Source organism: Shinella granuli (assembly GCF_004341885.1).
In the GTDB taxonomy this organism is placed as follows: domain Bacteria; phylum Pseudomonadota; class Alphaproteobacteria; order Rhizobiales; family Rhizobiaceae; genus Shinella; species Shinella granuli.
The window spans coordinates 1-26,775 of sequence record NZ_SLVX01000023.1; the positions used below are offsets into that span (position 1 = coordinate 1).

At 66.5% G+C, this 26,775-nt stretch carries 25 protein-coding genes; 8 read left to right on the plus strand and 17 right to left on the minus strand.

From position 1 onward, the window contains the following. Nucleotides 1-165: 165 nt before the first annotated feature. From EV665_RS25505 to minE, 7 genes are all read left to right on the plus strand, one after another. Nucleotides 166-1,683: an ABC transporter substrate-binding protein gene (locus EV665_RS25505; protein WP_133036217.1), complete on the plus strand. Its 1,518-nt coding sequence runs from the start codon at nt 166-168 to the stop codon at nt 1,681-1,683. 19 nt (nt 1,684-1,702) lie between these two features. Then, the gene (locus EV665_RS25510) at nt 1,703-2,644 is read left to right on the plus strand and encodes an ABC transporter permease (RefSeq protein ID WP_133036291.1); all 942 of its coding nucleotides are present in this window, start codon (nt 1,703-1,705) and stop codon (nt 2,642-2,644) included. Beyond that, on the plus strand, nt 2,641-3,501 hold the full coding sequence (locus EV665_RS25515; protein WP_133036218.1) for an ABC transporter permease: 861 nt from the start codon (nt 2,641-2,643) through the stop codon (nt 3,499-3,501). Before EV665_RS25510 ends, EV665_RS25515 begins: the two co-directional genes overlap by 4 nt. Nucleotides 3,502-3,503: 2 nt before the next feature. After that, the gene (locus tag EV665_RS25520) at nt 3,504-5,306 is read left to right on the plus strand and encodes an ABC transporter ATP-binding protein (RefSeq protein ID WP_133036219.1); all 1,803 of its coding nucleotides are present in this window, start codon (nt 3,504-3,506) and stop codon (nt 5,304-5,306) included. Between the two features lie 365 nt (nt 5,307-5,671). Beyond that, nucleotides 5,672-6,439 (plus strand): septum site-determining protein MinC, encoded by a 768-nt coding sequence (gene minC / locus EV665_RS25525; RefSeq protein WP_133036220.1) that lies wholly within the window; start codon nt 5,672-5,674, stop codon nt 6,437-6,439. A gap of 31 nt (nt 6,440-6,470) precedes the next feature. Beyond that, nucleotides 6,471-7,286: a septum site-determining protein MinD gene (gene minD / locus EV665_RS25530; protein WP_064329067.1), complete on the plus strand. Its 816-nt coding sequence runs from the start codon at nt 6,471-6,473 to the stop codon at nt 7,284-7,286. Next, nucleotides 7,283-7,546: a cell division topological specificity factor MinE gene (gene minE / locus EV665_RS25535; protein ID WP_064329066.1), complete on the plus strand. Its 264-nt coding sequence runs from the start codon at nt 7,283-7,285 to the stop codon at nt 7,544-7,546. The genes minD and minE overlap by 4 nt, the downstream gene beginning before the upstream one ends. A gap of 55 nt (nt 7,547-7,601) precedes the next feature. On the opposite strand, the gene EV665_RS25540 is transcribed toward minE, so the two are convergent. The 14 genes from EV665_RS25540 to EV665_RS25605 form a co-directional block, all read right to left on the minus strand. Continuing rightward, nucleotides 7,602-8,093 (minus strand): GAF domain-containing protein, encoded by a 492-nt coding sequence (locus EV665_RS25540; protein ID WP_133036221.1) that lies wholly within the window; start codon nt 8,091-8,093, stop codon nt 7,602-7,604. Nucleotides 8,094-8,452: 359 nt separating this feature from the next. Next, the gene (locus EV665_RS25545) at nt 8,453-9,457 is read right to left on the minus strand and encodes an NAD(P)-dependent oxidoreductase (RefSeq protein WP_133036222.1); all 1,005 of its coding nucleotides are present in this window, start codon (nt 9,455-9,457) and stop codon (nt 8,453-8,455) included. Further along, the gene (locus EV665_RS33320) at nt 9,458-9,691 is read right to left on the minus strand and encodes a hypothetical protein (protein WP_425376500.1); all 234 of its coding nucleotides are present in this window, start codon (nt 9,689-9,691) and stop codon (nt 9,458-9,460) included. It abuts the gene before it with no gap. A gap of 113 nt (nt 9,692-9,804) precedes the next feature. Further along, nucleotides 9,805-10,581, minus strand: coding sequence for an ATP-binding cassette domain-containing protein (locus EV665_RS25555; RefSeq protein ID WP_133036223.1), 777 nt, complete (start codon nt 10,579-10,581; stop codon nt 9,805-9,807). Next, on the minus strand, nt 10,581-11,702 hold the full coding sequence (locus tag EV665_RS25560) for an ABC transporter permease (RefSeq protein WP_210234675.1): 1,122 nt from the start codon (nt 11,700-11,702) through the stop codon (nt 10,581-10,583). The genes EV665_RS25555 and EV665_RS25560 overlap by 1 nt, the downstream gene beginning before the upstream one ends. An 86-nt stretch (nt 11,703-11,788) precedes the next feature. Beyond that, complete coding sequence (locus EV665_RS25565) at nt 11,789-12,733, minus strand: sugar ABC transporter substrate-binding protein (RefSeq protein WP_064329062.1); 945 nt, start codon at nt 12,731-12,733, stop codon at nt 11,789-11,791. Nucleotides 12,734-12,803: 70 nt separating this feature from the next. Beyond that, nucleotides 12,804-13,913: a phytanoyl-CoA dioxygenase family protein gene (locus EV665_RS25570; RefSeq protein ID WP_133036224.1), complete on the minus strand. Its 1,110-nt coding sequence runs from the start codon at nt 13,911-13,913 to the stop codon at nt 12,804-12,806. A 508-nt stretch (nt 13,914-14,421) separates the two neighbouring features. Beyond that, a complete protein-coding gene (locus tag EV665_RS25575; protein WP_133036293.1) occupies nt 14,422-16,086 on the minus strand; it encodes an electron transfer flavoprotein-ubiquinone oxidoreductase in 1,665 nt (554 codons plus the stop codon). A 5-nt stretch (nt 16,087-16,091) separates the two neighbouring features. Continuing rightward, entirely contained in the window at nt 16,092-17,021 is a 930-nt protein-coding gene (locus tag EV665_RS25580; RefSeq protein ID WP_133036225.1) for an electron transfer flavoprotein subunit alpha/FixB family protein, read from the minus strand. Nucleotides 17,022-17,044: 23 nt separating this feature from the next. Next, nucleotides 17,045-17,794, minus strand: a complete 750-nt coding sequence (locus EV665_RS25585; RefSeq protein ID WP_064331595.1) for an electron transfer flavoprotein subunit beta/FixA family protein — start codon at nt 17,792-17,794, stop codon at nt 17,045-17,047. Nucleotides 17,795-17,811: 17 nt separating this feature from the next. After that, entirely contained in the window at nt 17,812-18,669 is an 858-nt protein-coding gene (locus EV665_RS25590) for a sugar phosphate isomerase/epimerase family protein (RefSeq protein WP_133036226.1), read from the minus strand. A 2-nt stretch (nt 18,670-18,671) separates the two neighbouring features. Further along, nucleotides 18,672-19,820 (minus strand): dihydrodipicolinate synthase family protein, encoded by a 1,149-nt coding sequence (locus EV665_RS25595; protein ID WP_133036227.1) that lies wholly within the window; start codon nt 19,818-19,820, stop codon nt 18,672-18,674. 11 nt (nt 19,821-19,831) lie between these two features. Next, nucleotides 19,832-20,611, minus strand: a complete 780-nt coding sequence (locus EV665_RS25600) for a 3-ketoacyl-ACP reductase (protein ID WP_133036228.1) — start codon at nt 20,609-20,611, stop codon at nt 19,832-19,834. Further along, nucleotides 20,608-21,750 carry an acyl-CoA dehydrogenase family protein gene (locus tag EV665_RS25605; protein WP_133036229.1) on the minus strand — a complete coding sequence of 381 codons (1,143 nt, stop codon included), beginning with the start codon at nt 21,748-21,750 and terminating at the stop codon, nt 20,608-20,610. The genes EV665_RS25600 and EV665_RS25605 overlap by 4 nt, the downstream gene beginning before the upstream one ends. 153 nt (nt 21,751-21,903) lie before the next feature. On the opposite strand from EV665_RS25605, the gene EV665_RS25610 reads away from it, so the two are divergent. Further along, nucleotides 21,904-22,920, plus strand: coding sequence for an aldo/keto reductase (locus tag EV665_RS25610; RefSeq protein WP_133036230.1), 1,017 nt, complete (start codon nt 21,904-21,906; stop codon nt 22,918-22,920). Nucleotides 22,921-22,958: 38 nt separating this feature from the next. Here EV665_RS25610 and EV665_RS25615 read toward each other — a convergent pair whose 3' ends face one another. From EV665_RS25615 to EV665_RS25625, 3 genes are all read right to left on the minus strand, one after another. Next, nucleotides 22,959-24,218 carry a glycerate kinase type-2 family protein gene (locus EV665_RS25615; RefSeq protein ID WP_133036231.1) on the minus strand — a complete coding sequence of 420 codons (1,260 nt, stop codon included), beginning with the start codon at nt 24,216-24,218 and terminating at the stop codon, nt 22,959-22,961. A 139-nt stretch (nt 24,219-24,357) separates the two neighbouring features. Further along, entirely contained in the window at nt 24,358-25,131 is a 774-nt protein-coding gene (locus tag EV665_RS25620; RefSeq protein ID WP_133036232.1) for an enoyl-CoA hydratase/isomerase family protein, read from the minus strand. After that, entirely contained in the window at nt 25,128-26,699 is a 1,572-nt protein-coding gene (locus EV665_RS25625; RefSeq protein ID WP_133036233.1) for an acyl CoA:acetate/3-ketoacid CoA transferase, read from the minus strand. Before EV665_RS25625 ends, EV665_RS25620 begins: the two co-directional genes overlap by 4 nt. Between the last annotated feature and the right edge of the window lie 76 nt (nt 26,700-26,775).

Sequence of the window (26,775 nt, forward strand, 5' to 3'; positions counted from 1 at the left end):
GCCGCACCGACCTCCTACCCGACCGATCCGGCAACAACCGCCTATCGCAAGGCCAGCCTCGAACTCTGGCCGCGCGTCGACGATCCGCTCGGGCTTGAAAGCTGAACCACCCGCCGGACGGGAGCCGGCGCGGATATGAACCTTGTGGAACCAGAGGGATATAAGATGAAAAATACATTTGTCATGATCACGTTGGCCGCGGCGCTTGCCAGCACCAGCAGCCTCGCCATCGCCCAGACGACGGACGGCGTCCTGACCGTCGCGACCATCGGCGAGCCGCCGACGCTCGACGTCATGCAGACGGCGACCGACATCGTGCTGACCATCGACCAGCACATTTTCGAGACGCTCTACACCTATGACAACGAATGGCGCTCCGTGCCGCTGCTGGCGCTCGCCCAGCCGGAGATCTCCGAGGACGGCCTGACCTATCGCATCCCGCTGCGCGAGGGCGTCAAGTTCCACGACGGCAGCGACCTCGACGCCAAGGACGTCACCGCCTCGCTGACGCGCTGGATGGCCGTCAACTCCAAGGGCAAACAGGTCGCCGAAGTGGTCGAGAGCCTGTCCGAGGACGGGCCGAACACCGTCGTCGTCAAGCTGAAGTCGCGTTATGCGCCGCTGCTCGCCACCTTCTCGCAGGCTTCCGTCATCATGCCCTCGGAGAAGATCGCCGATACGCTGACCGAATTCGTCGGCACCGGCCCCTATGCGCTGAAGGAGCGCAAGCCCGACCAATATACCCAGCTCGTGCGCTTCGACGGCTACACATCGCCCGAGGGCGAGCCCAGCAACTATGCCGGCAAGCGCGTGGCGATCGCCAAGGAGATCCGCTTCGTGCCGGTTCCCGATGCGAACACTCGCGTCGAGGGCCTGATCTCCGGCCAGTTCGATTTTGCCGATTCGCTGCCCGTCAGCGCCTATGAGCGCATCGAGGCGAGCGGCAAGGCGAAGGCGGTGATCTACGAGAACACCGGCTGGGCCTCGCTCAACATGAACATGAAGGAAGGCCTGCTTATCAAGAAGGAGCTGCGCCAGGCCGTGCAGGCCGCGCTCAACCCCAACGACATGATGCTCGCCGCCTTCTCCGACGAGCGCTTCTTCAGCGTCGATGCCTCGATCTTCCCGAAGGGCTCGCTCTGGTACACCGAGGCGGGCGTCGCGCGCTACGGCGAGGGCGACCCGGAAGAGGCCGGCAAGCTGCTTGCGGATGCCGGCTATGACGGCACGCCGCTGCGCCTGATGACCAGCCGCCAGTACGAGTTCCACTACAAGATCGGCGAGGTCGCCAAGGCCTATCTCGAAGCCGCCGGCTTCAAGGTCGACCTGCAGGTGGTGGACTGGGCGACCCTGACGACCCGCCGCGCCGACCCGAAGGAATGGGACATCTTCATCACCCATTCCAACTTCCCGGGCGACCCGACGACGATCAACACGATCACCGACAGCTATCCGGGCTGGTATGTCTCCGACCAGAAGGCGGCGGCCGTCGCCACCTACATGGACGCCGTGTCCGACGCCGACAAGCAGAAGGCCTGGGAAGGCATCCAGACCGTGATCTACGACGACGCGCCGCTCTTCAAGGTCGGCAATTTCAACGCGGTCACGGGCGTCGGCGCCGGAATTGCCGACTACACGCCGACCTACTGGCCGCATTTCTGGAACGTCACGCCGAAGAAGTAAGGGGGATATCATGGCAAGGATCGTCCGGGCACTGTTGAAACGGCTGGGGGGCATGGCCATCGTGCTCGCCCTCGTCGTGACGGTGGTTTTCGTCATCGTCCGCGTGACGCCGGGCGATCCCGCCGCCGTGATGCTGGGGTCGGATGCGACCCCTGAGGACATCGCCGAACTGCGCACGAAAATGGGGCTCGATGCGCCGCTGATCGCCCAATACGGTCAGTTCGTGCTGGGTATATTGCAAGGCGATCTCGGCCAGTCGATCTTCCTCGACCAACCGGTGACATCGGCGCTCGCCGCACGGGCGGAGCCGACCTTCTTCCTCACGCTGTTCTCGATCCTGATCGCGGTCGCGATCGCGCTACCGGTCGGCATCTTCTCCGCCGTCAAGCGCGGTACGCTGTTCGACCAGGTCGTGGTGACGCTGACCATGGTGGCGGCGAGCGTGCCGAGCTTCTGGCTCGGCCTCATGCTGATCCAGGTCTTCGCCGTCGGCCAGGGCTGGTTCCCGGCCTCCGGCTATGGCGCGCCGGATACGACCTTCCTCGAGCGGCTGCATCATCTCGTGCTGCCGGCGGTGGCGCTCGGCATCGTCAATTCGGCGCTGATCACCCGCTTCACCCGCGCCGCCATGCTGGACGTGCTCGGCGACGACTATGTGCGCACCGCCCGCGCCAAGGGGGCGAGCGAGCGGCGCGTGATCCTGAAACATGCACTGAAGAACGCCCTGATCCCGATCATCACCGTCATCGGCCTTTCCATCGCCATGCTGGTCGCCGGCGCGGTGGTGACGGAAACCGTGTTCGGCCTGCCGGGGGTCGGCAATCTCGTGGTCTCGGCCGTGCTGCGCCGCGACTATCCCGTCATCCAGGGCACGCTGCTCGTCGTCGCGGCGATCTACGTGCTGATCAACTTCATCGTCGACATGCTCTACATCCTCGTCGATCCGCGGGTGCGCCTATGATGACCGCTTCCCTCTCCATGCCGCTCGTTTCCAGCCTGCGGCGGCTCTTCCGAAACAAGGCCATCCTCATCGGCGCGATCATCCTTGCCGTCGTGCTCGTGGCGGCGGTCCTCGCCCCGTGGGTCGCGCCCTATGCGCCGAACAAGCTGTCGATCGTCAACAAGCTGAAGGCGCCGTCCCTCGCCCATGTCTTCGGCACGGACGAATTCGGCCGCGACATCTTCTCCCGCGCCATCTATGCGGGGCGCATCTCGCTGCTCGTCAGCCTCGGCGTCGTCTGCATCTCCACGGTGCTCGGCGTCATCCTCGGGGTCGCCGCCGGCTTCTTCCGCAAGCTCGACGCACCGATCTCCCGGCTGCTCGACGCCATGATGTCCTTCCCGGACATTCTGCTCGCCATCGCGCTCGTCGCCGCCCTCGGGCCGTCGCTCACCACGGTCATCCTGGCGCTCGGCATCACCTATGCGCCGCGCCTTGCCCGCATCGTGCGCGGCTCGACGCTGGTGCTGCGCGAATTGCCCTATATCGAGGCCGCCGTCGCCATGGGCCTGCCGACCTGGCAGATCCTGACGCGCCACGTCCTGCTCAACCTCGCCTCGCCCATCCTCGTGCAGGCGACCTTCGTCTTCGCCTCGGCGATGCTGGCGGAAGCCAGCCTCTCCTTCCTCGGTGTCGGCGTCTCCACCGACATGCCGACCTGGGGCACCATGCTCGCCTCCGGCCGCGAATACATGAACAACGCGCCCTGGCTGATGGTGTTTCCCGGCCTTGCCATCGTCTTCTCGGTCCTCGCCCTGCAACTTCTCGGCGACGGGCTGCGCGATCTCGTCGATCCGCGTCTTGCGAAGGAAAGCTGACCATGACGGACACTGCAAAGCGGCCGGTGCTCTCGGTCGAGAACCTGACGACCTCCTTCAAGACCGCCGAGGGGTGGCGCGCCGTCATCCGCGACATCAACGTCGAGGTGAATGCCGGCGAGACCGTCGCCATCGTCGGCGAATCGGGCTCAGGCAAGAGCGTCACCGCGCTCTCCACCATGCGCTTGCTGCCTGCCGGCCGGGCACGCTGCGAGGGCCGCATCCTGCTCGAAGGGCGCGACCTGTTGCACGCGAGCGAAGCCGAGATGCGCGCGGTGCGCGGCGGCGTCATCGGCATGATCTTCCAGGAGCCGATGACCTCGCTCAACCCGGTCTTCACCATCGGCAACCAGATCGCCGAGGCGCTGGTGCTGCACCGCGACCTCTCCTGGAAGGCGGCCGAAGCCGAGGTTCTGCGACTGATGGAGCGCGTGCGCATCCCCGCCGCGAAAAGCCGTCTCAACGAATATCCGCACAAGTTCTCCGGTGGCATGCGCCAGCGCGTGATGATCGCCATGGCCCTCGCCTGCCGCCCGAAACTCCTGATCGCCGACGAGCCGACGACGGCGCTCGACGTCACCGTGCAGGCCGAAATCCTCCATCTCCTGCGTGAATTGCAGCGCGAGGAGAACATGGGCGTGCTCTTCATCACCCATGACATGGGCGTGGTGGCCGAAGTGGCCGACCGCACCCTCGTGATGTTCCGCGGCGACATGATCGAGACCGGCCCGACGCCGGAGATTTTTGCCGCGCCGAAGGCGGTCTATACCAGGGCGCTGCTCGCCTCCATCCCGCGCCTCGGCACGATGGGCGATGCCGCGGCCCCCCGCCGCTTCCCGGAAGTCGATCCGGCATCCGGCATGGCCACCGAGGGCCGGGTGACGGAACCGGTCCCGGCGGACGTGGCGCCGATCCTGACGGTGGAAAAACTCTCCGTCCGCTTCGCCCTGCCGCATGGCCAGATCCACGCCGTCGAGGATGTCTCCTTCGATCTTCGGCCGGGCGAGACGCTGTCGCTGGTCGGCGAATCGGGCTGCGGCAAGTCCACCACCGGCCGGGCCATCATGCGCCTTGTCGATCCCAGCGCCGGTTCGGTTGTCATCGGCGGGCAGGATGTGACGAAGGCGGGCACCGGCGCGCTGCGCGCCATGCGCCGCACCTCGCAGATGATTTTCCAGGATCCGTTCGCCTCGCTCAACCCGCGCATCACCATCGGCTCGGCCATTGCCGAACCCATGCTGGCGCATGGCCTGATGGGGCGGCGCGAGGCGAAGGAGCGGGTGGCCGAACTTCTGGAACAGGTGGGCCTCTCGGCGGCGATGGCTGACCGGCATCCGCACGAATTTTCCGGCGGCCAGCGCCAGCGCATCTCGATTGCCCGGGCGCTCGCGCTGGAGCCGACCTTCATCGTCGCCGACGAGGCGGTCTCGGCGCTCGACGTGACGGTGAAGGCGCAGGTTTCCAACCTCTTGCTCGACCTCCAGGAAAAGCACCGCCTCGCCTATCTCTTCATCTCGCACGACATGGCGGTGGTGGAGCGCGTCAGCCATCGCGTCGCCGTGATGTTCCTCGGCGAGATCGTCGAGATCGGCCCGCGCGCGGCGATCTTCGACAATCCGCAGCACGCCTATACGCGCCGCCTCATCTCCGCCGTGCCGATCCCCGATCCCGCCCGGCGCGGCCAGTTGAATCCGCCGCTCAACGAGGAGATCAAGAGCCCGCTGCGCCCGCACGGCTACGTGCCGCCGAAGCGCGCCTACCGTGAGGTGTCGCCGGGGCATTTCGTCCAGGAGGCGGCGGCCTGACGCGTTGCAAAGGATCCTCCCAGCCTGCCCGCCGGTTGCGATAGGCACCGGCGGGCTTTTTTGCGTCCTGCAGGCTGCCCCTCACCCTAACCCTCTCCCCGCAAGCGGGGAGAGGGGACGCGGCCCACGAACCGGAGTGATTAGGAAAAGCGGCGCGGCATATCCCCTTCTCCCCGCCTGCGGGGAGAAGGTGGCCGGCAGGCCGGATGAGGGGCAAAGCACACGCGAAAACCCCGATTTTTCCCGCTCCGCGCGAACCGTTGCGCGGGCGCCCCAGGGCGCATGCCTCGCGCCAGCCAGACCTGCAAATTAACCCTTTGTTAACCATTTCCTCGGTACACCGAAGCAACCGAAAATTAACGAAGATGACTGACGTGTTAACCCAACCACGGCCGATCCGCCTCAAGGGGCGATCCTTCCTCGCGCTTGCGCTGACCCCGGAGCTGCCCTTCGAGGACTGGCTGGTGCGGCTCGACGATCTGGCGGCGCGCTCCGCCGGTTTCTTCCTGCGGCGGCCGGTGGTTCTCGATGTCGACGGGCTCGACATCGAGAAGGCGGAACTTCGCGAACTCGTCGGCCAGCTCAGCGCCCGCAATGTGCGCGTCATGGGCATCGAGGGCGCGCGCTCCTCGCTGCTCGGCGCGGACATGCCGCCGGCCATGACCGACGGCCGCCCCGCGGCCGATATCGAGGAACCGGCGGCGGAAGAGCCGGCGAAGAAGGCCGGCAAGGCTGCGAAGGCCGAGAAGGCAGAGCCCGTCGAGACGGCCGCGGCGCCCGCGAGCCCGCCGCCCGTGCAGGCGGTGCCATCGATGGTCGTTGCGCGGCCGGTCCGCTCGGGCCAGTCCATCTTCTTTCCCGAAGGCGACGTCACCATCGTCGGCTCGGTCGCATCGGGCGCGGAAATCGTCGCCGGCGGCTCGATCCATGTCTACGGCCCGCTGCGCGGCCGGGCGATGGCCGGCACGACGGGCAACGCTTCGGCCCGCATCTTCTGCCGCAAGCTGGAAGCGGAGCTGATCGCCATCGACGGCTATTACAAGACGGCCGAGGACATGGAGCCGGAGTTGCGTGGCAAGCCCGTGCAGATCTGGCTGGAAGGCGAAGCCATCAAGGCGGCAACACTTGGCTGAACCGAAGGCGGTTCATAAAACGGAGAGGTCAATGGGCAAGGTAATCGTGGTCACATCGGGCAAGGGCGGCGTCGGCAAGACGACGTCGTCGGCCGCGCTCGGCGCCGCGCTGGCGCAAAACGGCGAGAAGGTCGTGGTCGTGGATTTCGACGTCGGCCTGCGCAATCTCGATCTCGTCATGGGCGCGGAACGGCGCGTCGTCTATGACCTCGTCAACGTCATCCAGGGCGAGGCCAAGCTGACGCAGGCGCTGATCCGCGACAAGCGCGTCGAGACGCTCTACCTGCTGCCGGCATCCCAGACCCGCGACAAGGACAATCTCACGCCCGAAGGCGTCGAGCAGGTCATCGCCGCCCTGAAGAACGCCTTCGACTGGGTGATATGCGACAGCCCGGCCGGCATCGAGCGCGGCGCGACGCTGGCCATGCGCCACGCCGACGTGGCGATCGTCGTCACCAATCCGGAAGTTTCGTCCGTGCGCGATTCGGACCGCATCATCGGTCTCCTCGATTCCAAGACGCTGAAGGCGGAGAACGGCGAGCGCATCGAAAAGCACCTGCTGCTGACCCGCTACGATGCCGCCCGCGCCGAGCGCGGCGACATGCTGAAAGTCGACGATGTGCTGGAAATCCTCTCGATCCCGCTGCTCGGCATCATCCCCGAAAGCATGGACGTGCTGCGCGCCTCCAATGTCGGCGCCCCGGTGACGCTCGCCGACGGCCGTTCAGCCCCGGCGCTCGCCTATTTCGAAGCGACGCGCCGCCTCAAGGGCGAAAGCCTGCCGGTCACCATTCCCGGCGACAAGCGCTCGTTCCTCGGCAAGATCTTCGGAAGGAAGGCGGCATGAACCTGTTCCGTTTCTTCTCCCGCGCCCAGTCGGCGCCGGCCGCGCGCGAGCGGCTGCAGGTGCTGCTCGCCCATGAGCGGGCCGCCACCGGCGACAGCGATCTCGTCAACAAGCTGCGCGACGAGATCCTGAAGGCGATCTCCAAGCACATGCAGGTGGACGACGAGAAGGTCTCCATCAAGATGGAACGCGGCGCGCAGGTCTCGACGCTCGCCGTCGACATCGAAATCCCCTTCGACGCCGGCAAGAAGGCGGCGTAAGGCCGCCACCGGCAAGGCGAGATGGACGCCCGGCAAAAGCCGGGCGTTCGCCGTTTCAGGCGTCGCTTGCCGAGACGTAGAGCGCGGCGAGCGCCTCGAAGCCGGCCTGGTCTTCCGCCGTGAACCGGCCGGGCGACGGGCTGTCGAGATCGAGAACGCCGAACACCACGCCGTCGCGCACGAGCGGCGTGACGAGCTCGGAGCGCGAGGCCGCGTCGCAGGCGATGTGCCCCGGAAAGGCGTGCACATCCGGCACGAGCTGGCTTTTCCCCTCGGCCACGGCGGCGCCGCAGACGCCCTTGCCGACCGGAATGCGCACGCAGGCGACCTTGCCCTGGAACGGGCCGAGCACCAGCTCCTGCGGGCCTTTGAGGAAATAGAAGCCCGCCCAGTTGAGATCGTCGACCGCATCGTAGATCAGCGCCGAGAGGTTCGCGGCATTGGCGACGGCATCGCGCTCGCCATGCAGCAGCCCCTCGGCCTGGGCGAGCAGCTCGCGATAGAAGGCCGGCTTGTCCGCGGCCTCGATTTTCCCGATCTCATGCATGGTCGTCCTCGTACATCATGGTTTCTCGGAACCGTCGATAGACCCGGACGCTTGACCTGACAAGGATGGCGAAGGAGACCGGCGGCGCCTTCAAGGCAGGCTAGACGCCGACGCGCTGCTTCTTGCGCCCGGCCCGCTGGTCGGCGGCGGCGGCGTTGACCTCCGCGCGGGCGCTCACCTGCGGCACGCCGACATCCCACCAGGCATCGCCTGGGGTCCAGGTAAACGTCCCTCAGCCGGCCTTTTCGCGGCGGCCACTGCCTGGAAATTTTTATTTTATGCTATTTCTTGTTGCAGTGTTTATTGCAACTCACGACGGCAGCGCGCCGTCCACCACCGTCGGATAGGCGAGCAGCCCTTCAGGCAGGGTCCTCCAGCGCCCCGATCGTCGCGGGTCGACGTGCGGCGATCTCCGCGCGGTTCACGACGAGCGCCGGATCGAGCGTGCCCTTGAAGAAATCGAGGATGTTCTGCGCTGCGGCGACTGCCATCCGACGCGCGCAGGCCTCCGTAAGGCCGGCATTGTGCGGGGACATCACAACCCGCTCGTTGGCGAGCAGAGGAGAGTTTGCGCGCGGCGGCTCATCCTCGAACACATCCAGGCCGGCAGCAGCAATGCGCCCGTCGTCGAGCGCCGCAACAAGCGCCGCCTCATCGATAAGCCCGCCGCGCGCCGTGTTGACGAGGATGGCCGACGGCTTCATCACGGCCAGTTCCGCCGCGCCGATGAGGGCCTTGTCGCCGACCTTGGGCACATGGAGCGAAACGACGTCGGCCCGGCGCAGTCCATCCATCAGGTCGTCGACCGGGATGACGCCCGCCGCCGCGATCCCGGCAGCATCCTGGAACTTGTCATAGGCGAGCACCGTCATGCCGAGCGCGCCGGCGATCTGCGCCAACCGCTTGCCGATGCGGCCGAAACCGACGAGAAGCAGCGTGCCGCCGTCGAGCTCGGTGGCGTCCAGGCTGTTCCTGTAGTTCCAGTCGCCCGCACGCATCTTCCTGTCGAAAAGCACCGTGCGCCTGGCAGCGGCAAGCATGAGCATGGCGGCGTGCTCCGCCACGGCCCGGGAATTGACGTCGCCGACCACGGCAAGCGGGATGTGACGGCTATTCAATGCACCGACATCGACGGAATCGTAGCCGACACCATGGCGCGACACGATCCTCAGATTCGGCGCTTCCTCGACATGCCCCGCGGTGAGAGGCTGCGTGCGGATCAGCAGCGCATCGGCGGTGGGAAGGAACGGACGGTAGCTCTCCGCCGAAACCTCCTCGACGTAATCGACCACGACGCCGGGCGCCTGGCGCAGGATGGCCAGCCCGTCAGCGTGGATCTTGCCGGCAACCAGAACCCGCGGCATTCAGTATCCTCCCGTATCGATCTTGTTTGCCGGAACCACCTCCTGCGTCAGCTCACGGAATGTCCGCACGCTCGCCTCAGCGGCGATGTCGATTTCCGGATCCGCCACCAGGCTGCGCCAGTCGTCCGTGGCGCGCCGGAAGCCGAGCGCCGCGCGGGCGGCCGCAAAGCCGAAGACATGCGTCTTGCCCATGAAACCCGACCCGATGAGGCCAAGGCGAAGCGTCTTCTTCATTCTCTCTGTTCCCCGGATGACGGCGCACGGGATTTTCCATAAAATCCATTTCCACAACATTTATTGCATTGTGAACGTTCGGCGCGCGGGCGACGCCCCGGCGCCTGGTCCTGTCAGATCGTGCCGCCGAGCGAGGCCTCCAGCAGCGCCAGCTCCTGCCCGCCCGCCATCATGTCCTGCAGGGCCGCCGCATCCACCGTGCCGCGCTCGGCCGTGCCCAGCGTCTGGCCGCGGTTGAGCACCGTGAACCGGTCACCGACGGCGAGCGCATGGCGCACATTGTGGGTGATGAAGACGACGCCGATGCCCTGCTTGCGCACCCGGTCGATGGTGCTGAGCACGTTCGCCGTCTGGCGCACACCGAGCGCCGAGGTCGGCTCGTCGAGGATCAGCACCTTGGCGCCGAAATAGACCGCGCGCGCGATGGCGACGGTCTGGCGTTCGCCGCCGGAGAGCGTGCCCACCGCCTGGTCCGGCCCGCGCAGGTTGATGCCCATCTTGCGCATCTCGGTGACGGTGATCTCGTCGGCCTTGCCGGTGTCGAAGGTCTTGAACGGCCAGACGCCGCGCTCCGGCTCGCGGCCCATCCAGAAATTGCGGCTGACGCTCATCAGCGGGATCATCGCGAGGTCCTGGTAGACCGTGGCGATGCCCGCCGTCATGGCGTCGCGCGGGCTCTGGAAGAGCGTCGGCACGCCCTCGACGAGCACCTCGCCGCCGCTCGGCTTGTAGACGCCGGACATGATCTTGATGAAGGTCGACTTGCCCGCGCCGTTGTCGCCGAGCAGGCAGTGGCACTCGCCCTGCCGGATGTCGAAGGAGACGCCGGCCAGCGCGATGACATGGCCGAAGTGCTTGGTGATGTTTCTCATCTCCACGATGGCGGACATCAGCGTTCTCCCGTGATGATGCGGCGGATGTAGGTGTTCATGATCACGGCGGTCAGAAGGATGACGCCGAGGAACACCCGGAAGAGCGAGCTTTCCGCATTGGCGAAGAACAGGCCCTGCTGCACCACGCCGAAGATGACCGCCCCGAGCGCCGCGCCGATCACCGAGCCGTAGCCGCCGGTGAGCAGCGCCCCGCCGATGACGACGCAGATGATCGCCTCGAACTCCTTGAGCAGGCCCCGGTCGGCCGCCGCCGAGCCGAACTCCATCACCTGGCAGGTGGCGAAGACACAGGCGCAGAAGGCGGAGAACATGAACATCAGGATCTTCACCCGGTTGACCGGCACGCCGACATAACGCGCGGCGAGCGCATCGCCGCCGGCCGCGAAGATCCAGTTGCCGAACTTGGTGCGGGTGAGCAGCCAATGGCCGAAGACGACGAGCACGATCGCCCAGACGACGAGCATGGGAATGCCGTCGATGACCGGCTGGCCGGCGCGGTTGCCGCGGGTGAAGGTGGCGATCCAGCCCATCTCGCCCATCCAGGTGAAGAGGCCGCCGAGGATCTTGCCGCCGAAGAGCGGCGCCAGCCAGTCGGTGGCCGCCTTTTCCGCGACGCCGCCGATGATCGTCTGGCGGGTGAAGTAGATCGAACTCCAGATCGTCAGCCCGCGCAGGATGTAGAGGAAGGCGAGCGTGACGATGAAGGACGGCAGGCCGGTGCGGATGACGAGCCAGCCGTTCACCCCGCCGAGCAGGATGCAGAAGACGAAGGTCATGACGATGGCGAGCCAGAGCGGCACGCCGATATGGACCGAGAGAATGGCGATCATCACGCCGGAAAAGCCGATCATCGAGCCGGTGGAGAGGTCGAACTCGCCGGCGATCATCAAAAGGCAGGCGCCGACCGCGATGACCATGAACTGGGCCGACACCACCGTCCAGTTCATCACGCCCTCGGCGGCGAACATGCCGCTGTCGCCGGCGACCACCGCAAAGAGCAGGAAGACCAGGATGGTGCCGCAGATGCCGCCGAGCTCGGGGCGGATCAGCGCGCGCCGGAGCGGCGAGACGGGCTTGATGCGCTCGTCCTTCAGCGCGTCTGGAATGACGTCCGTCATGAATGCATTCTCCTCCCTCGAAAGATCGGGCCTCGAAAGACCGGGGCGCGGACGGCTGCCCGCCCGCGCCCGCGAAAACCGTCAGGTCAACGGTACTGGCCCGCCAGGGACTCGACCAGCGCGATATTGTCCTTCGTCACGAAGCCCGGGCCGGTGAAGATGGAATTGGCCGGGGCGACGCCGTAGCGCACATAGCTCGTCAGCACCTGGATCGGGATCGAGCCCTGCAGGAACGGCTGCTGGTCGATCGCGAAGTTGATCGTGCCGTCCTTGATGGCGGCGGAGATTTCCGCCGAGAGGTCGAAGGTGCCGAAATAGATGTCGCCGTCGAGGCCCATGTCCTTGACCGCGCGGATCGAGGGTTCGGCCGAGTTGGGGCCGAGCGTCAGGATGGCGCCGGTATCGGGATTGGCGGTGAGATAGGCCTTCACCTTGTTCTGCACTTCCGACGGGTCGATGCCGGAATCGACCATCTGGTTGCCAAGCTCGACGCCGATGCCTTCCGCGAAACCCTGGCAACGCTGTACCGAGGCGGGGTTGGTGATGTAGTGGTTGACGCACAGGAAGCTCTTGATGCCGGCCTCCTTCGCGCGCTTGCCGGCGCCGAGGCCCGCTTCATATTCCGGTTGGCCGACATGCATCAGCGCGCCGAGCTTCTCGCTCTCCTCCACCGTGCCGGAGTTGACGGTGACGACCGGAATGCCCTTGGCGACGGCATCCTTGATCGGCCCTTCCAGCACGTTGAAATCGGCGATGGTGACGATGATGCCGTCGACGCCGGCGGCCGAGCTCTGCTGGACGATGCGCGCCATGTCGGCAAGGTCGCCGGTCGGCGGGTTGCGGTACTCGGTCGTCACGCCCATCTGCTCGTTCGTCACCTTGATCGCGTTCTTGATGACGTTGAACCAGCTGTCGCTGTCCGGGCCGTGGCTGATCCAGACGAATTTCTCGCCATCCGCATGGGCAGCACCGGAAAGCGCCGTCGTCGCCAGCAGCGCACCGAGGGCCAGGGATTGCAGGATTTTCTTCATGCTTAACTTCCTCCCGAAGTTGGCTTCCTGTTCGCTCCCCGCCCGAAGCCTTTGCGGGTAACTTCCTGCGTCAGGCCGCGCGCTTGGCGCCCTGCGCGACAAGGGCCGCGTCGAGGCGCGCCTGGTCCCAGCCCTCCTCGACGGCCCGGGCGACGAGATCCTGCTGGCTTTCCGGCGCAAGGCCGCCAAGCGGCGGATCGGTGTCGAGATTGGTCGGGAACGGATAACCGTCCGCCGTCGCGGCGATCACCGCCCGCCGCCCGGCCGGCGACAGCGCCGCCAGATGCGGATAGACCGCGCGGACCATCGCGGTGCGGTCGAGGCTTTCCATGTGGCGGGCGAAGGCCGAGGCCGTCTGGATGAGGTTGACCATGCGCACGACATCCGCCGTGCGGTTCTCGCCGGCCGCGTGGAACAGCGCGGGGGAGAAGAAGATCGCGTCGCCCTTTTCCAAGGGAAGCTGGACATGGTTCTCCTCGAAATAATCCCGGAACTCCGGCCGCGTGGCGGCGACATAGCCCGGCAGGTAGCGCTGCGAATGGGGCAGGAGCTTCGTCGTGCCGCTTTCCACCGGCATGTCGCAATGCGCGACGCCGCCCTGCAGGATGAGCGTCGGGCCGGTTGCGTGGATATGGCTCGGATATTGCGCCATCTGCTCGGGCTTCATGAAGCCGAGGTGATAGTCGCGGTGCGGCGCCTGCGCCTTGCCGCCGGGGCGGACCTGGTTGACCTGGGTGGCGATCTGGTAGCCCGGGCCGAGCCAGGCGCGGCAGGCGATGTCGATCACCGGATTGGCCATGTAGCGGGCATAGACGGCGGGATCGCGCAGGCAGAGCTTCTGCAGCGAGTTCCAGATGCGGTCGTTGGCGCCTGCCTTGGCGAAATGGTCGCCCGCCGCCGTGCCCGCCGCCCGCTCGTCGGCGATGATCGCGCGGAAGACCTCGCTTGCCGCGTCGATGGCGCCGGGATCGGTGAAGGCGCGCTTGACGACGAAGACCCCCGGCCCCTCCCCGATGACCGAGGCCCATTCCGGGCCGATGCCGTCATCGACCGATGCGCCGTCATAGATGGGGATGTTCTTCTCGATGGCGATCGCCGTCGGGCACATCGCCATGGTCGTCTCGGTCTCCACCTGGCGCCGGAATTGCGCAAGGTCGATCGCCGTTGCAATATCGTTCATCGAAATCCTCCTGTCCGATGCCTGAAAGCCGGCCCGGCGGCAGCCGCCGTCGCTCTCACCCCGCCCCTCCCCGGGCACGGCGAACCGCAAGCGCAGATCAAAAATTGCAGCCATAAATTGGATGCAATATTAATTGTGAAATTTCACCGGTGTCAATACGGCTGGCCCGGTTCGTTGCAAAGACATCCGCAGCCGCCGGCAATCGAAAGGCCACCGCCATTGCGGCCGAACAGCCGGGGAAGATCGAGGTTTTCGCAAGGGGGGACACGGTTTGCGTTTCCAGCTGGCGAGATCGGTGGGGACCACCTCCTCCCCGCGGGGGAGAAGGGAGGAGCGGCATTGTCGCACTCCACATGCAGCTGCCCTGCTCCCGGCCGGATAGATCGGACCTTCGCCGGTGCCTCCGGCGCGCATCTCTGCGGCCGGCCGAAGATCACATATCAGGACAGACCGTCCCTCGCCGTGCTCTTTCAGGCGAGGGTCCGTGCGGCCCGACCTCTCCCAGACATCACATATTCGGATAGACCGGCCCTTCGCCGCCCTGCGGAGGCACCCAGTTGATGTTCTGGTTGGGGTCCTTGATGTCGCAGGTCTTGCAGTGCACGCAGTTCTGCGCGTTGATGACGAAGACTTGCCTGCCGTCCTTCTCCACCCACTCGTAGACCCCGGCGGGACAGTAGCGGGTGGACGGACCGGCATAGACGTCGAGCTCCGAGGTCTTCTGCAGCTCCGGGTTCTTCAGCTGGAGGTGGATCGGCTGGTCCTCCTCGTGGTTGGTGTTCGACAGGAACACCGAGGAGAGACGGTCGAAGGTGAGGACGCCATCCGGCTTGGGATAGTCGATGCGGCTGTGCTTGGCCGCCGGCTCCAGGCTCTGCGCGTCCGTCTTGCCGTGCTTCAGCGTGCCGAAGAAGGAGAAGCCCAACAGCGTGTTCGTCCACATGTCGAGGCCACCGAGCGCCACGCCCACCGCCGTGCCGAACTTCGACCACAGCGGCTTGACGTTCCTGACCTTCTTCAGGTCCGAGCCGATGGCGCTGTCGCGCCAGCCCTGCTCGATCTCGATCGGCTCGTCATTGGCGCGGCCCGCCGCAATCGCATCCGCCAGCTTCTCCGCCGCAAGGATGCCCGAGAGCACCGCATTGTGGCTGCCCTTGATGCGCGGCACGTTGACGAAGCCGGCCGAGCAGCCGATCAGCGCGCCGCCCGGGAACGACAGCTTCGGCACCGACTGGTAGCCGCCCTCGGTGATGGCGCGCGCGCCATAGGACAGCCGCTTGCCGCCCTCGAAGGTGCCGCGGATGGCCGGATGCGTCTTGAAGCGCTGGAATTCCTCGAAGGGGAAGAGGTACGGGTTCTTGTAGTTGAGGTGCACGACGAAGCCGACGGCGACGAGGTTGTCTTCCAGGTGATAGAGGAACGAGCCGCCACCGGTCTTCATGCCGAGCGGCCAGCCGAAGGAGTGCTGGACGAGGCCGGGCCTGTGGTTCTCGGGCCTCACCTGCCAGAGTTCCTTGAGGCCGATGCCGTATTTTTGGGGTTCGCGGCCCTCGTCCAGCCTGAACTTCGCGATGAGCTGCTTGGCCAGCGAGCCGCGCACGCCTTCGGAGATCAGCGTGTACTTGCCGAGCAGCGCCATGCCGCGGGTGTAGTTCGGGCCGGGCTCGCCGCTCCGCTCGATGCCCATGTCGCCGGTGGCGACGCCGATGACGGCGCCCTCGTCGTTGTAGAGCACTTCGGTTGCGGCAAAGCCGGGATAGATCTCGACGCCGAGTTCTTCCGCCTTGGTCGCGAGCCACCGACAGACATTGCCGAGCGAGACGATGTAGTTGCCGTGGTTGTTCATCAGCGGCGGCATGGCGAAGTTCGGCAGGCGCACCGAGCCGGCCGGGCCGAGCAAGAGGAAATGATCGTCCGTCACCTCGGTCTTGAAGGGATGGTCGGCGTCCTCGCGCCAGTCGGGCAGGAGGCGATCGATACCGATGGGATCGACCACCGCGCCCGACAGGATATGGGCGCCGACTTCCGCGCCCTTCTCCAGCACGACGACGGTCAGGTCCGGGTTCACCTGCTTCAGCCGGATCGCTGCCGACAGGCCCGCCGGACCCGCGCCGACGATCACCACGTCGAATTCCATGCTCTCGCGTTCGGGGAGTTCCTCCATCGACGCCATGCTGGTCAAAGCGCCTTTTCGAGTTCCGGGAGGGCGTCGAAGAGGTCTGCGACGAGGCCGTAGTCGGCGACCTGGAAGATCGGCGCCTCCTCGTCCTTGTTGATCGCGACGATCACCTTCGAGTCCTTCATGCCGGCAAGGTGCTGGATCGCGCCCGAGATGCCGCAGGCGATGTAGAGTTGCGGGGCGACGACCTTGCCCGTCTGCCCGACCTGCCAGTCGTTGGGGGCGTAGCCCGCATCGACGGCAGCGCGGGACGCACCGACGGCGGCACCGAGCTTGTCGGCGACGGGAAGGATGACTTCCTGGAACTTCTCCGACGAGCCGAGCGCACGGCCGCCCGAGATGATGATCTTCGCAGACGTCAGCTCCGGACGATCGGAGGACGACAGCGCGTCCTGGACGTGGGTCGACAGGCCCGGATCGGCAGCGGCCGGAACGGTCTCGACCGAGGCGCTGCCGCCTTCGCCGGCTGCGGCGAAGGAGGCCGTGCGCACGGTGATCACCTTCCTGGCGTCGGTGGACTGCACCGTCTGGATGGCATTGCCGGCATAGATCGGACGCTTGAACGTGTCGGGGCTGACGACCTCGACGATTTCCGAGACCTGCGCCACGTCGAGAAGGGCGGCGACGCGCGGCAGCACGTTCTTGCCGACAGAGGTAGCGGCCGAGACAATCGCATCGTAGTTGCCCGAAAGCGAGACGATGAGGGCGGCCAGCGGCTCGGCCAGGTTGTTGGCAAGGCTGGCGTCGTCGGCGACGAGCACCTTGGATACGCCCGACAGCTTTGCCGCCTGTTCGGCCGCAGCCTTGGCATTGCTGCCGGCGACGAGCACATGCACATCGGAACCGATCTTGGAGGCTGCCGTCAGCGCTTTTGCCGTCTGGTCGGAAAGGTGTGCGTTGTCGTGATCTGCCAGAAGAAGAATGGCCATGGTTTAGTTCTCCCTTTCCGTTCTCAGAGCACGCCGGCTTCGGTCTTGAGCTTCTCGACCAGCTCGGCGACCGACTTGACCTTGACGCCAGCCTTGCGGCCGGACGGCTCCTCGGTCTTCAGCACTTTCAGGCGCGGGGCGGTATCGACGCCGAAGTCGGAAGGCGTCTTCTTGTCGAGCGGCTTCTTCTTCGCCTTCATGATGTTCGGCAGCGAGGCGTAGCGCGGCTCGTTGAGGCGAAGGTCCGTCGTGACGACGGCCGGAAGCTTCACGTCGATCGTCTGGAGACCGCCGTCGACTTCGCGGGTGACCTGGGCCGAACCGTTACCGATCTCGACCTTGGAGGCGAAGGTCGCCTGCGCCCAGCCGAGAAGGGCCGAGAGCATCTGGCCGGTCTGGTTGCTGTCGTCGTCGATCGCCTGCTTGCCGACGATGACGAGGCCGGGCTGCTCGGCCTCGGCGACGCCCTTGAGGATCTTGGCGACGGCGAGCGGCTCGACGGCATCGTCCGTCTCGACCAGCACGGCGCGGTCGGCGCCCATGGCGAGCGCGGTGCGCAGCGTTTCCTCGGCCTTGGCCGGGCCGATGGAGACGACGACGACCTCCTCGGCCTTGCCGGCTTCCTTCAGGCGCAGCGCCTCTTCCACGGAGATTTCGTCGAACGGGTTCATCGACATCTTCACGTTGGCAAGCTCGACGCCCGAGCCGTCCGCCTTCACGCGGATCTTAACGTTGTAGTCTACGACCCGCTTTACAGGGACCAGGATCTTCATGGCATTCTCCTCAATTGTCAGCAGAGTGTGCGGAAACGCTCGACCATCACATCGAGAACCGCGCCGGGATCCCGCTTCCACCAGTTGTTCGCCGAGAAGATCTCGACCTCGCAGGGGCCGGCATAGCCCGCACCCTCGACGCCGGCACGGATCGCCTTGAGATCGGCAACGCCATCGCCCATCATGCCGCGATCCAGCAGCACGTCGGTCGTATCGGCGAGCCAGTCGCAGAGGTGGTAGCCGAAAATCCGCTCCGGCCCGGCGCGTTGCATCTGGACATCGATCCCCCTGTCCCACCAGACATGATAGACGTCGACCGCGACGCCCAGGCTCGGCGCACCGACCGCATCGCAGATATCGAGGGCGTCCCGCAGCGTCACCAGGCACGAGCGGTTGCCGGCATAGACCGGGTTCAGCGGCTCGAGCGCCAGCCGGACGTTGCGTTGGGCCGCGTAGGGCGCGATCTCGCCGACGCGGTCGGTGACGATCTTCAGGCTCTCGGCCGTGCCTTTCGTGCCGGGATGCACGCCGCCGACCACGATCGTCAGCACGGCAGCGCCAAGGCCCGCCGCCATGTCGATGGAGGCCTTCGCACCGTCGATGACCGCCTGCCGGTCCGTCGCCTCGGCGCCGACGAGAAACGGCGTCCGGCAGAGCCCCGCGACGGACAGCCCGGCCGCCCGCACCCGCTCGCCGATTTCCACCGCCCGCGAACCGATTTCGCGGCGCCAGAAGACAATCGAGCCGAAGCCGCGCGCTGCACAGGCGTCGATCACGCGCTCCGGCGACCAGCCCGCGCCGTGGCCGTCCAGGTTGTGGCCCAGGCTCGCGGTGTTGAGCGCGAGCGCCGAATGATCCGTCGAGAAGTCGCGCATCGTCATGCACCGTAAAGGGCGAGCAGCTTCTTCATGCGCTCGACCGCAAGCTCCGGATCGCGCAGCAGGCCGCACTGGTCGGCCAGGCGGAAGACCTCGACGAAATAGGGCAGCGGCCGCATGGCCTGGGCGCCGTTCAGCATCACGAAATGATCCTGGAAACCGTTCAGCCAGGCGAGGAAGACGACGCCCGTCTTGTAGTATTGCGTGGGCGCGCGGAAGATCAGGCGGGCGAGCGGCACGGTCGGGTCGAGCGCGGCGCGGAAGCCGGCGTGATCGCCCTCGCCCAGCCGCTCCACCGCATAGGCCGCCGCCGGCGCCAGCGGGTCGAAGATACCGAGCAGCGCATGAGAGAAGCCTTCGCTGTCGCCTTCGATGAGTTCGGGATAGTTGAAGTCGTCGCCCGTGTACATTTTCACGCCGGCCGGCAGGCGGCGGCGCATGACGATTTCCTTCTCCTCGTCGAGGAGGGAGATCTTGATGCCATCGACCTTGGCCGCGTTCGCTTCGATGACGGCAAGCGCCGTCTGCATGGCGGGATCGAAACCGGCGCTCCCCCAATAGCCGGCGAGCTGCGGGTCGAACATGTCGCCGAGCCAGTGCAGGATCACCGGCTCATCGCAGGCGGAAAGCACGTCCGAATAGATCCTGACGTAATCTTCCGGCCCCTTGGCGACACGCACCAGCGCGCGCGAAGCCATGAGGATGAGGCGGCCACCGACCGTCTGGATCGCTTCGGCCTGTTCGAGATAGGCCCGGCGGACGTCGTCGACGCTGCGGGCGTCGGCGGGATCGAGATGATCCGTGCCGCAGCCATTGGCGACCAGCGCATCCGGAAGTTCCTCGCGCGTGCGGCGGATCAGCTCCAGCGCGCCCGGCCAGTCGAGGCCCATGCCGCGCTGGGCCGTGTCCATCGCCTCGGCGATGCCGAGGCCGAGGCCGGCGAGATAGCGGCGAAACTCCATCGTCTTCGCCCAATCGACCGTGGCGCGGCCCGAAGGATCATTCGCCGTGAAGGGATCGGCGACGACGTGCGCGGCCGAATAGACAACACGCGCCGGATTCTTTCCCAGAGCCGCAGCCGCGATCGGTGTTCCGGAAAGGGCGTAATCGGTGAAACGGCCGGTGGTATCGGGAAGAGCGATTTTCATGGAAGGAAACCTCAGAAGCGCGGGACGAGCATGCCGGCATCGGCCGGGATCGACAGTCCGGTTGTGTAGGGAAGCCGGCCCGTCGCAAGCGACGCCACCAGCGTGCCGACCTCATCGGGCTCACCGACGCGCGGGAAGAGCGTGAGCCCCTGGGCGGCCCGTTCGCGATAGGCCGCGATGACAGGCGCGGTCATCTCGGTGGCGATCAGGCCCGGCTGCACGTCGTAGACGGCGATGTTCTCGCGCCCGAGGCGGACGGCGAGCGTCTTGGAGACCATGGCGGCAGCGGCCTTCGAGGCGCAATATTCCGCGCGCTGCTCCGCCACCGCGACGGCATTCGACGAGGTGACGTTGACGATCGAATGAAAGAGCGGCGCCCGGCTGCGCGCAAGAAGACGACGCGCGAAGGCCTGGCTCAGGAAGAACATCGCCTTGGCGTTGACGGCAAAGCAGCGATCCCAGCTCTCTTCCGAAACGTCCAGCATGTCGCCGCGCTTCAGAACGCCGACGCCCGCATTGTTGACCAATGTGGTGAGCGGCCCGAGCGCCTGCTCGACCGCATCGAGCGCCGCAGCGTGACCCGCAACCGCTGCGACATCGAACGGAGCGGCCGCGACCGGCACGCCGTGCGCGGCGATGCGCTCGACGGCCGCGGCAAGTTCGGCATCGTCCGCCGGCCCGTTGACGGCGACCGCGAAACCCTCGCGCGCCAAGGCCTCGGCGACGGCAAGCCCGATGCCGCGCGAAGAGCCGGTCACAAGCGCGACCGGCCGGGCGGATGCGGCGCTCATGCCCGCGCCCCCTTCTTCAGAAGCTCGCGCGCGATGATCATGCGCTGGATCTGGTTCGTGCCCTCGTAGATCTGCGTGATCTTCGCATCGCGGTAGAGCCGCTCCACCTCGAAGCCGCGGATATAGCCGGAGCCGCCAAAGACCTGCACGGCATCGGCCGTGCGCTGCACGGCCATGTCGCCGGCAAAACATTTGGCGATGGAGCAGGCTTTCGTCGCATCCGCCCCGCTATCGATCTTCGAGGCGGCGGAGTGGACGAGCAGGCGCGCGGCCTCGATGTCCTTCGCCATGTCGGCGAGCAGCCATTGCACGCCCTGGAAATCGGATATCGCCTTGCCGAACTGTTTTCGCGTGCCGGCATAATCGAGCGCAGCTTCGAGGCCGGCCTGGGCGATGCCGACGGCCAGCGAGGCGATGCCGACGCGGCCCTTGTCGAGCACGCACATCATCATGTGGAAGCCGCGTCCTTCGGCGCCGAGCAGGGCATCGGCGGACAGGCGCACATCGGTGAAGTTCAGCGCGCCGACCTGGCTGGCGCGCTGGCCCATCTTGTGTTCCTTCGGCCCCTTCTCGACACCATCGGCATGCAGGTCGACGATGAAGATGGACATGCCGCGATTGCCGGCGTCCTTGTCGGTGCGCGCCAGCACGAAGCCGTAATCGGCGACCGGCGCATTGTGGATCCAGATCTTGCCGCCGTTGAGCCGCCAGCCATCGCCGTCCCGCTCGGCCGTGGTGCGGATGCCCGAAACATCGGTGCCCGCCTCCGGCTCGGTGATGCAATAGGCGACCTTCGCGCGCATGCCGAGGATTTCCGGCAGCATGGCCTTTTGATTTTCCGTGCCGTGGCGCACCAGCAGGGTCGAGATGAGCTCGACGAGGCCGCACTGGTCGGCGACGGAGGCGTAACCCCGGCTCAGTTCCTCCATGACGAGCGCATAGGTCAGCGTATCGAAACCCGGCCCGCCGAGCGCTTCCGGCACGCCGATGCCGAAGAGACCGAGCTTGGCCATTTCGTCGTAAAGCGCGGCCGGGAAGCGCTCCTCGCGGTCCAGCTCCTCGGCCATCGGCCGGATCACTTCGTCGGCGAACGTGCGCGCCATCTCGCGCACCTGCTCCTGCGTTTCGGTGAGATACATCCGCATCCTCCAATCTAGTAACTATCTAGTTACATACATTTGAAGCTGATCTTCCGTCAAGATGGAAAAACCTCCGCACGACGAGGAAGCCGCTTGCACAGGGGTTCAACGCATGCATATTATTCACTATCTGGTTACTTATGGAGGAGAACCATGCATCCTGGAGAAAAGCGGAAATTCGGCCGGACGGATCTGGAGGTGACGGCCTTCGGTTTCGGGACCGCCCCGCTCGGCAATATCTTCCGCGAGATCGACGAGGCGACGTCGGAAGCGATGTTCGCGCGCGCCTGGGAGGCCGGTGTGCGCTTCTTCGACAGCGCACCCATGTATGGGCATGGGCTCGCCGAGCTTCGCACCGGCCATGCCCTGCGCTGGAAGAAGCGGGACGACTTCATCCTCGCTTCCAAGGTCGGCCGCCTGCTGCGCCCGGCCAGGCGCGAGAGCATCGATTTCGCGCCCTGGACGAATGCCGCCCCCTTCACCCTGCATTTCGACTACAGCTATGACGGCACGATGCGCGCCTTCGAGGACAGCCTGCAAAGGCTGGGGCTGGAGCGCATGGACATGTGCTTCATCCACGATATCGACGTCTTCACGCGCGGAAGCGAGCAGCCGGAGGTGTTCGAACAGGCGATGGACGGCGCCTGGCGGGCACTGGAGCGGCTGCGGTCGGAAAAGGTCGTGACGGCGATCGGCGTCGGGGTGAATGAATGGCAGGTCTGCCACGAGGCCTTGCTGCGCCACGATTTCGACGGATTCCTGCTCGCCGGTCGCTATACGCTCCTCGAACAGGAGGCGCTCGACAGTTTCCTTCCGCTCTGCGCGACACGCGGCGCGGCGGTCGTCGTGGGCGGCGGCTTCAATTCGGGCATCCTCGCCACCGGCGCGGTGGAGGGTGCGAAGTACAATTACGCGCCGGCCCCGCGCGATGTGATGGAAAAGGTCGCGAAGATCGAGGCCGTCTGTGCCGACCATGGCGTGCCGCTTGCCGCCGCGGCCCTGCAATTCGTCGTCGCCCATCCCGCCGTCCCGTCCTTCATGGCGGGCACGCGCACGATCGAACAGCTCGACCAGAACCTTGTCTGGTTCTCCCATCCGATCCCGGCCGATTTCTGGGCGGACCTCAAGAAGAAGGGCTTGCTGCGCGAGGACGCGCCCGTTCCGGCCTGAAGCCCGGTCTGCCCGCGCTGCAAAAAGCGGCGCGGGGACTACCGAATCAGAATTGCCCGGAAATCGTTGACATTGGTCCCGGTCGGGCCGGGCACGAACAGGTCTCCCAGACGGTGGAAGGCTGTCCAGGCATCGTTGCCGGCAAGCAGGGCGGCCGGGTCGGCACCCATTCCACGCAAACGCTGCATGCTGGCGCCGTCGGTAAAGGCGCCCGCATTGTCCTCGGAACCGTCGATGCCGTCCGTATCGGCGGCGAGCGCGGCGAACGGGACGCCCTCGCCGGCAAGCGCGAGCGACAACAGGAATTCCGTATTGCGGCCGCCCTTGCCCTGCCCCCGGATCGTCACCGTCGTTTCGCCGCCCGACAGGATGACGACCGGGCGCGCGAACGGGCGGCCACGGCCGGCGACTTCGCGGGCGATGGCCGCATGCACGCGCGCGACGTCCCGCGCCTCGCCCTCGATGCTATCGGACAGGATGACCGCCGGCACGCCGCGCGCTTCCGCCCGCGCGGCGGCGGCCTCCAGGGAGAGACGCGCCGAAGCGACGACGTGAACCGCATGGGCGGCAAAGACCGGATCGTCTGGGGACGGCGGCTGCCCCTCCTCTCCGGCAAGCCAGGTTTCCACCGCCTCCGGCAGCCTGATGCCCCAGGTCTTGACCAGCGCCCGCGCCTCCACGCGATCGGCGGCGTCCGGTATGGTCGGCCCACTGGCGACCTGCGCCGGATCGTCGCCCGGCACGTCGGAGACGACCAGCGTCACGACCTTCGCCGGATGGCAGGCCGCGGCAAGCCGGCCGCCCTTGATGCCGGAGACCTGCTTGCGGATCGCATTCATGACGGAGATCGGCGCGCCGCTGGCAAGAAGCGCGCTGTTCATCGCCGCCTCGTCCGCCAGCGTGAGAGGCCCGGGCGGACAGGGAAGCAACGCCGATCCGCCGCCGCAGATCAGGGCGACCACAAGGTCGTCTTCACCGAGGCCTTCCACCGCCTCGAAAAGCGCGCGCGAGGCCTGCAGCCCTGCCGCATCCGGCACGGGATGGGCGGCTTCGAGTACGCGGATGCGCTGGCAGGGGGCGGCGTAACCGTAGCGCGTCACCACCACGCCTTCGAGCGGCCCGTCCCACAACCTTTCGAAGGCCGCCGCGAGCTGCGCCACGCCCTTGCCCGCGCCGATGACGACGGTGCGCCCGCGCGGCCGGGCTGGAAGACGGGCACGGAGCGCCGCCTCCGGATCGGCGGCCTCGACCGCCGCACCGAAGAGTTCGGCAAGGAATTCTTTGTCGCCTGGTTTCATGACCTGTGTCCCACGGGTCGAATGTATTGCCGATGTTCCAGAGCATTTCCGCTTTTCTCCAAATCGCGAAAACGCTCTATCTCCTTGTTTTTCCGCATTTCCGGACGCAAAATCGCTTCGCACTTCTGCTGGAAATGCTCTATTGTCCGAATCGGGCCGGGCGCTTCTGCCGATAGGCTGCAAGGCCCTCCGCCAGATCGGCTGAGGAGGCAGCGACGGCGCCGGCCAGAGCCTCGACCACCCGCTCGCTCTCCTCGCCCTCGGCGGCGTTGACCAGCATCTTGGTGAGTTCCGTCGCACGGGTAGACCGCTGCAACACGCGCGCCGCGGCAATCTGCGCGGCCGCCGCGCCCTCTCCCGTCGCCACGACCCGGTCCACCAGCCCGAGCGCCAGCGCGTCCCCGGCGGAAAACATCTCGCCGAACAGCGCCATGCGGCGGACAAGACCCGCACCGAACCGCCGCGCGGCCCGCTGCGTGCCCGACCAGCCGGGAATGATGCCGAGGCCGGGCTCCGGCTGGCCGATCTTCACATGCGCCTCGGCGATGCGCAGGTCCGCGCAGGCGGCAAGCTCCAGCCCGCCGCCGAGCGCATGCCCGTTCAGCACCGCGATCAGCGGCACGGTGAGGCGCGCCAGCGCATCGAAGGCATCGTGCCCATCGCGCAGCCAGCGGCGGGAGAACGTCTCGGCGTCGAGGCTGCTCCAGGCCTCGATATCCCCGCCCGCGCAAAAGGATTTTTGCCCCTCGCCCGTCAGGATGGCGACGCGGGCATCCGAACGTTCGATGGTGCGACAGGCCTGCAACAGCGCATCGACCATGTCCGCGTCGATCGCGTTCAGCTTTTCCGGGCGGCGAAGGGTCAGCCGCGCGATGCGGTCCGCGATGACGAGTTCGATGCGCGGATCGCTCACAGGCTGAGCCCCATGGTCTCGGCCCGGAACAGCGCATCGTCCATGACCTTGAGCCCCTTCGAGACCCGCAGCGGCGTTGCCGCCTGGTCGAGAATATCGCGCTGGAGGTCGAGGCCGGGGGCGATTTCGGTGACGACAAGCCCGTCCGCATCGAGCCGGATCACGCAGCGCTCGGTGACATAGGTGATGTCCTGTCCCTGCGCCTGGGCGCGCTTGCCGGAGAAACTGACCTGGTCGACCTTTTGCACGAACTTGGCGATGCGGCCCTCCTTGTCGATCACCAGGCGCCCATCCTCGACATGCATCTTCGCCCCCGCATTGAAATTGCCGGAGAAGACGATCTTTTTCGCCCGGGCGGTGATGTCGACAAAGCCGCCGGCGCCGGCGGTGCGGTGCGGCGTTGCGGCAAGACGGCTGACATTGACCGAGCCTTCGGCGTCGATTTCGAGGAAGGACAGCAGCGAGCAATCGAAGGCGCCCGCCTGGAAATAACAGAACTGGTGCGGCGAGGCGACGAAGGCTTCCGCATTGGAAGCACAGCCGAACTTGAAATCGAGCAGCGGCACGCCGCCGACGGCGCCCTGCTCGATCACCCAGGTCACCTTGCCATGAAGCCCTTCCTCGATGAGGATGCGCGGCACATTGGCCGAAATGCCGAAGCCGATATTGACCGCCCAGTCCGCCTTGAGTTCCTGCGCCACGCGACGGGCGATGACCTTGCCAACATCCAGCCCCGGCAGGCGGAACGTTTCGAGCGGCCGGAAAAGCTCGCCCGATATCGCCGGATCATAGGGCGTCGCGGTCGTCTGCAACTGGTCGGGCGCCTCCACGATGACATCGACGAGGATGCCGGGCACCCGCACATCATGCGGCCGCAGCGTGCCGCTCGCCGCCACGCGCTTGACCTGCGCGATGACGAGGCCGCCGGAATTGCGCGCGGCGAGCGCCATCTCCATCGCGCCGAGCGTCGCGCCCTCCTGCTCGAAGGTAAGGTTGCCCTTCTCGTCGGCGGTCGTCGCCCGGATGATCGCCACGTCGGGGCGGATGGCCGGGAAATGCAGCCACTCCTCCCCCTCGAAGGAAACGCGCTTGACGAGCGGCGCGGCGCGCGCGCTGGCATTCATGGCGCAGCCGTCCTCAACGGGATCGACGAAGGTCTCCATGCCGACCTGGGTCAGCACGCCCGGGCGCTTGGCGGCCCCCTCGCGCAGCATGTCGAAGACGATGCCTGACGGCACGTTCCAGGCGGCAAGCTCTTCCTTCAAAATCATCTGCCAGACGAGCGGCGGTTCGGCATTGCTCGGCCCGGAGGGATAGGAGCCGCCGATGATCTTCACCAGCATGCCGGGCTTGGCGATGTGATCGACGCCTTTGGTGCCGAAGAAATCGCCGGCCGCGATGGGGTGGACAGAGGTGAGCCCGCGCGGATAACCCTCGCGATCGAAACGCTCGCCGAGCGCCTTCAGCACGGCATCGGGGCAGCACAGGCCCGAGGAAGAATTGACGGCGACCACCGCCCCATCCCTGACGAGCCGGGCCGCCTCCTCCGCGGTCTTCACCTTCTTCATCGCCGAAACCTCCGTTCTCCATTGCATTAAGTAACTAACTAGTTATACATTAATTGCGGAAAGATCAATCCGCCGC

Excerpts from the sequence above, each read along its gene's own strand:
- minE (WP_064329066.1), top strand. The coding sequence starts at position 7,283 with ATGAACCTGTTCCGTTTCTTCTCCCGCGCCCAGTCGGCGCCGGCCGCG.
- EV665_RS25600 (WP_133036228.1), bottom strand. The coding sequence starts at position 20,611 with ATGAGCGCCGCATCCGCCCGGCCGGTCGCGCTTGTGACCGGCTCTTCG.
- EV665_RS25515 (WP_133036218.1), top strand. The coding sequence starts at position 2,641 with ATGATGACCGCTTCCCTCTCCATGCCGCTCGTTTCCAGCCTGCGGCGG.
- EV665_RS25595 (WP_133036227.1), bottom strand. The coding sequence starts at position 19,820 with ATGAAAATCGCTCTTCCCGATACCACCGGCCGTTTCACCGATTACGCC.
- EV665_RS25545 (WP_133036222.1), bottom strand. The coding sequence starts at position 9,457 with ATGCCGCGGGTTCTGGTTGCCGGCAAGATCCACGCTGACGGGCTGGCC.
- EV665_RS25610 (WP_133036230.1), top strand. The coding sequence starts at position 21,904 with ATGCATCCTGGAGAAAAGCGGAAATTCGGCCGGACGGATCTGGAGGTG.
- EV665_RS25615 (WP_133036231.1), bottom strand. The coding sequence starts at position 24,218 with ATGAAACCAGGCGACAAAGAATTCCTTGCCGAACTCTTCGGTGCGGCG.
- EV665_RS33320 (WP_425376500.1), bottom strand. The coding sequence starts at position 9,691 with ATGAAGAAGACGCTTCGCCTTGGCCTCATCGGGTCGGGTTTCATGGGC.
- EV665_RS25570 (WP_133036224.1), bottom strand. The coding sequence starts at position 13,913 with ATGAACGATATTGCAACGGCGATCGACCTTGCGCAATTCCGGCGCCAG.
- EV665_RS25555 (WP_133036223.1), bottom strand. The coding sequence starts at position 10,581 with ATGTCCGCCATCGTGGAGATGAGAAACATCACCAAGCACTTCGGCCAT.
- EV665_RS25585 (WP_064331595.1), bottom strand. The coding sequence starts at position 17,794 with ATGAAGATCCTGGTCCCTGTAAAGCGGGTCGTAGACTACAACGTTAAG.
- EV665_RS25565 (WP_064329062.1), bottom strand. The coding sequence starts at position 12,733 with ATGAAGAAAATCCTGCAATCCCTGGCCCTCGGTGCGCTGCTGGCGACG.
- EV665_RS25540 (WP_133036221.1), bottom strand. The coding sequence starts at position 8,093 with ATGCATGAGATCGGGAAAATCGAGGCCGCGGACAAGCCGGCCTTCTAT.
- EV665_RS25520 (WP_133036219.1), top strand. The coding sequence starts at position 3,504 with ATGACGGACACTGCAAAGCGGCCGGTGCTCTCGGTCGAGAACCTGACG.
- EV665_RS25605 (WP_133036229.1), bottom strand. The coding sequence starts at position 21,750 with ATGTATCTCACCGAAACGCAGGAGCAGGTGCGCGAGATGGCGCGCACG.
- EV665_RS25560 (WP_210234675.1), bottom strand. The coding sequence starts at position 11,702 with ATGACGGACGTCATTCCAGACGCGCTGAAGGACGAGCGCATCAAGCCC.
- minC (WP_133036220.1), top strand. The coding sequence starts at position 5,672 with ATGACTGACGTGTTAACCCAACCACGGCCGATCCGCCTCAAGGGGCGA.
- EV665_RS25625 (WP_133036233.1), bottom strand. The coding sequence starts at position 26,699 with ATGAAGAAGGTGAAGACCGCGGAGGAGGCGGCCCGGCTCGTCAGGGAT.
- minD (WP_064329067.1), top strand. The coding sequence starts at position 6,471 with ATGGGCAAGGTAATCGTGGTCACATCGGGCAAGGGCGGCGTCGGCAAG.
- EV665_RS25575 (WP_133036293.1), bottom strand. The coding sequence starts at position 16,086 with ATGGCGTCGATGGAGGAACTCCCCGAACGCGAGAGCATGGAATTCGAC.
- EV665_RS25505 (WP_133036217.1), top strand. The coding sequence starts at position 166 with ATGAAAAATACATTTGTCATGATCACGTTGGCCGCGGCGCTTGCCAGC.
- EV665_RS25580 (WP_133036225.1), bottom strand. The coding sequence starts at position 17,021 with ATGGCCATTCTTCTTCTGGCAGATCACGACAACGCACACCTTTCCGAC.
- EV665_RS25590 (WP_133036226.1), bottom strand. The coding sequence starts at position 18,669 with ATGCGCGACTTCTCGACGGATCATTCGGCGCTCGCGCTCAACACCGCG.